At 74.6% G+C, this 4,200-nt stretch carries 3 protein-coding genes; 1 reads left to right on the top strand and 2 read right to left on the bottom strand.

Annotated features, from left to right (window positions below; all coding sequences use genetic code 11):
* Both phoA and RWM17_RS12735 read right to left on the bottom strand, forming a co-directional pair.
* Positions 1-1,716: alkaline phosphatase (phoA, locus tag RWM17_RS12740; RefSeq protein ID WP_314104212.1), on the bottom strand; the 1,716-nt coding region annotated here is incomplete at its 3' end.
* Positions 1,717-1,884: 168 nt separating this feature from the next.
* Positions 1,885-3,216 (bottom strand): hypothetical protein, encoded by a 1,332-nt coding sequence (locus RWM17_RS12735; RefSeq protein ID WP_314104211.1) that lies wholly within the window; start codon positions 3,214-3,216, stop codon positions 1,885-1,887.
* Between the two features lie 142 nt (positions 3,217-3,358).
* Between RWM17_RS12735 and RWM17_RS12730 the strand changes: the two genes are divergently transcribed.
* Positions 3,359-4,200 (top strand): hypothetical protein (locus tag RWM17_RS12730; protein ID WP_314104210.1); only part of this gene is annotated, 842 nt, incomplete at its 3' end.

Genomic DNA, 4,200 nt, shown 5'->3' with positions numbered 1-4,200 from the left:
GGCGGGAGCCGAGGGCGACGGCGAGGCGACGGGGTCGGCCACGACCGAGACCGCGGCGCTCCGCACGGTGCGCGTCTGCACGCCCGTGACCGTGACCGTCCGGTCGCCCAGCGTGGCCGGTGCCGTCACCGTGAACGTCGCGACGCCGTCGATCACGTCGACCGTGCCGAGGCTGGCTCCGTCGAGGGTGCCCGACGCCTGGCGGTCGCCGTCGAGACCCGAGACGACCACGTCGAACGTGGCGCCCGGCGCGACCTGCGTCGGCGCGGCGATCGTCGCGTCGGCGCTCAGCGCGACCAGGTCGCGGTCGAGCTGCAGCGCGTTCGCGATGGTGAAGAAGTTGTCGGTCTGGTCGATCAGGCCGACGACGTTCGCGGCTCCCGGGCCGTAGCCGGCGACGCGCAGCTGCGTTCCGGTGTGCTGCTGCGACCCGCCGGCCGCGGCGGTGCCGTAGGCGATCTTCATCGTGCTGCCGTCGACGGTGGTCAGCGCGGTGCTGAGCGTGGCCGGGGGAGTCGAGTCGACGATCTGGCTGGTGTGGGCGTGGTCGGCCGTCACGATGACGAGCGTCTCGCCGTCGGCCTCGGCGAAGTCGAGGGCCGAGCGGACCGCCTCGTCGAGGTCGAGCACCTCGCCGATCTGGCCGCACGCGTCGGCGCTGTGGTCGCGCTTGTCGATGGAGGCGCCCTCGACCTGCAGGAAGAAGCCGTCGTCGCCGTCGAGCAGGTCGATCGACTTCTCGGTCAGCGAGGCGAGCGACAGGTCGGTGCTGAGGCGTGCCGGGTTCGGCTGGCAGGTCTGCGGTGCCAGGTCGGCGCCTCCCACGGTCGCGGTCGTCGAGGCGAAGCGCGTGGGGAAGTTGCCGTCCGCGAAGGTGCCGAGCACCGGCGCGGTCTGGTCGGCGGCCGTCAGGGCGTCGAGGCCAGCCTGGTCGGTGATCCGCTGGTAGCCGCGGTCGGTCGCCTGGGCGTCGAGGGTCTGGCCGGTCCACTGCCCGGCGCGAGCCGTCTGGCGGAACGACGCCGCGCCTCCGCCGAGGGTGAGGTCGGCGCGGGTGCCGATGATCTGCTCGCTGATCGAGCCGAGGCCGCCCTGGTCGAGGGCGTCCGCGCCGCACTGGGTCACCGAGTCGGGGCCGTAGCAGCTGCGCGCCGCGACGTGGGCCGCCTGGACGGCCGGCGTCGCGTCCTGCAGCTCGGCGGTCGAGACGTTGCCGGTCTTGAGGCCGTTGGCCTTGGCGATCTCGACGAGGGTGTCCTGCGGGGTGCCCGCGATGTCGACCGAGATCGCGTTGTCGTAGGTCTTCGTGCCGGTGGCCCAGGCCGAGCCGGTCGCGGCCGAGTCGGGCACGTAGTCGGGCTTGCCGTCCTTGCCGAGCGAGTACGTCGTGTACTGGCCGGTGAGGGGCAGGGCGTCGATGCCGGGCAGCGTCCCGCCGGCGCCGTAGGCGTAGTTGCGGGCCGACGTGATCTCGCTGTCGCCCATGCCGTCGCCGATCAGCAGGATGACGTTCTTCGCCGGTCCCGCCTTCACCGACTCGAGCAGGGCGGCCGTGCTGTCGTCCGCGCTGCGGGCGGCCCCGCCGTTGTCGGCGACGTCGGCCGGAGTCGCCGCGAGGGCGACGGCCGGGCTGAGGACGAGGGCGACGGAGGCGAAGGTCGCCACCGCCCCCGTGGCCAGTGCCGCGCGGCGGCGGCGGGTGTTCGTGGGGGTCACGTGTCTGCTCCAGTGATCGTGGTCGCGAGTGGGCGTGCACTCCCTGCACGTCCGAGCCCAGCAGAACCCGCGGTCGTGTCCGCCCGGTGAACGGACGCGGTGCGGCAGGTGAACACCCCCGGACGGGGCACGTGAGGCGACTGCGGCTACGGTGCGAGCGCGCTGCGTCTACGGCGCGACGTACAGCCAGAGCAGCACGACAGCCACCGGCTGCAGGACGATCCCGCCGACGAGCAGCGTCCGGCGCACGACGGGCCGCTCGGAGACGGCAGGTGCGCCGAGCAGCGGCGTCAGCGGCAGCAGCAGCCGGAACAGGCTCTGCTGCGGCAGGAACACGGCGACGAGGTAGAGCGCGAAGCTGGCGGTGAACGCGACCGTCTCGTGGCCCAGGCGCAACGTCGACCGGCGGGTGAACCACACGGCGGCGAGCACGAGCAGCGCGAGCACGAGGGCGATGCCCCCGATGCCGAGCCAGCGCCCGGCGAGCAGGAACCACGGCGTCAGGGGGACGAAGCCCGGGCGGCCGACGTAGTCGACCCACCAGGCCATCTCCGTCTGCAGGTAGGCGTCGTGCTGCCCGGTGGCGAGGTGCGCCACGACGGGCCAGGCGAGCCCGGCGGCGGCGACGGCCGCTCCCGCCGTGACGATCTGCACGAGGTCGCGCCGGGGCAGCACCTGCCACGGCCACGGCCACGGCCGCAACCGGGGCGACGACGACGCCGACGGCGACGACGCCCACGACGCCCCGGCAGCAGGCTCGTGACCCGACGACGGGCCCGCAGCCCGCTCCGTCCGCCAGCGCACCACGAGGTGCACGGCGAGGGCCAGCGCCAGCGCCAGCGCTCCCGGCCGCGTGAACGCCGCGACCACGCCGCACGCGAGCACGAGCCCGTACCGCCGCTGCTGCATCGCGAGCACGCCCCCGAAGAGCAGGAAGAGCATCAGCCCCTCCGCGTACCCGACGGAGAACAGGAACCCGAGCGGCCCGAAGCAGAGCAGCAGCACGGCCCAGATCGCGCCTCGGTGCCCCACGGCCCGGTCGACGAGCCGGTAGAGCACGAGCGCGGCGCCCGCGCCGAAGGCGGTCGACAACAGCAGGGCGGCGCCGCTGAACGGCATGCCCGTCGCCACCATCAGCAGGTGGCAGAGCGTCGGGAACACCGGCAGGAACGCCCACTCGTTCGGCAGCACGTTGCCCGCCGCGTCGGTCGGCAGCACCGCCGGGTAGCCGTGCAGGGCGATCGTCCGGTAGCGGTCGGCGTCCCACGACGTGGTGAAGTCGAGCAGCGAGAGCTCGGCGCCCGGCGTGCGGAACTCGACGCCGGCGAGGCGGGCGACCTCCCACACCACGGCGAGGAGCACCAGGGAGAAGACCCGCGATGCCAGGTAGACGGTCAGCACCGTCGACCAGCGGGCGGGCAGCCACGACGCGAGGTCCGGCGACCGGCGCCGACGGACGGCGGGGCGCAGCGAGGAGGCGGTGGTCGCCCCGTCGCTCACGGAGCGTCCCCGAAACTGGTCATCCGGAAGACGTTACCCCGCGACGGCGGGCGGTGCGGCCCCGGGGCACGCCGGGGTCGCCCTGGGGCCAGCCGGGCCTGCCGGGTCGCCACGGGGCGCCCTGGCAGGGCACGATGGCCAGATGACCCTGCCCTCCCTCGCCGCGCTCGGCATCGACCCGGTCACCGCCGCGGTCTACGAGTTCGTGCTCACCTGCGGCGACACAGTCGACGTCGCCGCCATCGCCTCGGCCCGCGAGCTGGACGACGCCGTCGTCGTCACCGCCCTCGAGCAGCTGCGCAACATCGGCCTCGTGCACCGCACCGCCGAGGGCCACGGCCGACAGGCTCCCGGCTACGGGGCCGTCGACCCCCGCGTCGCGGTGTCCGCCCTCGTCGCCGCCCACGACGAGCAGCTCGCTGACGCCCGCACCGCGGTCTCGGGCCTCGGCGCCCTCTTCGACGACGGCCGCCGGGTCGCCGACCCGTCGGGCACGACGACGGTGCTCACCGGCCACGCGGCGGTGGGCGACTGGTACTCCCGGCTGCAGCACCGGGCGAGGGGCGAGTTCCTCGCGTTCGACCGGCCGCCGTACGTGGTCGCCACGAACGAGTCGGTCGAGCGCGGCGCGCTCAACCGCGGCGTGCACTGGCGCGCGATCTACACGGTCGCGAGCTTCACGGTCGACGGCAGCCTGCAGGGCGTCCACCGCCTGGGGGCGGACGGCGAGGAGGCGCGGGTCACCCACGACCTGCCGGTCAAGCTCGCGATCGCCGACCGCCAGGTCGCACTCGTGTCGGTCGGGCCGCTCGACGACCCGACGGCCGCCCCCGAGGCCCTCCTCACGGAGTCGCCCGCGCTGATCGCGGCCCTCTGCGACCTGTTCGAGTCGCGCTGGCGGACGGCCGTCCCCGTGCCCGCCCTGGCCGAGACGGCCGGCGCCGCGGGCGACGGGACAGGCGCCGCCGTCGACTGGTCCGAGGT

The sequence above is a fragment of the uncultured Frigoribacterium sp. genome, assembly GCF_963515265.1.
Lineage (GTDB): Bacteria > Actinomycetota > Actinomycetes > Actinomycetales > Microbacteriaceae > Frigoribacterium.
This window is presented reverse-complemented; position numbering and strand designations above follow the sequence as displayed.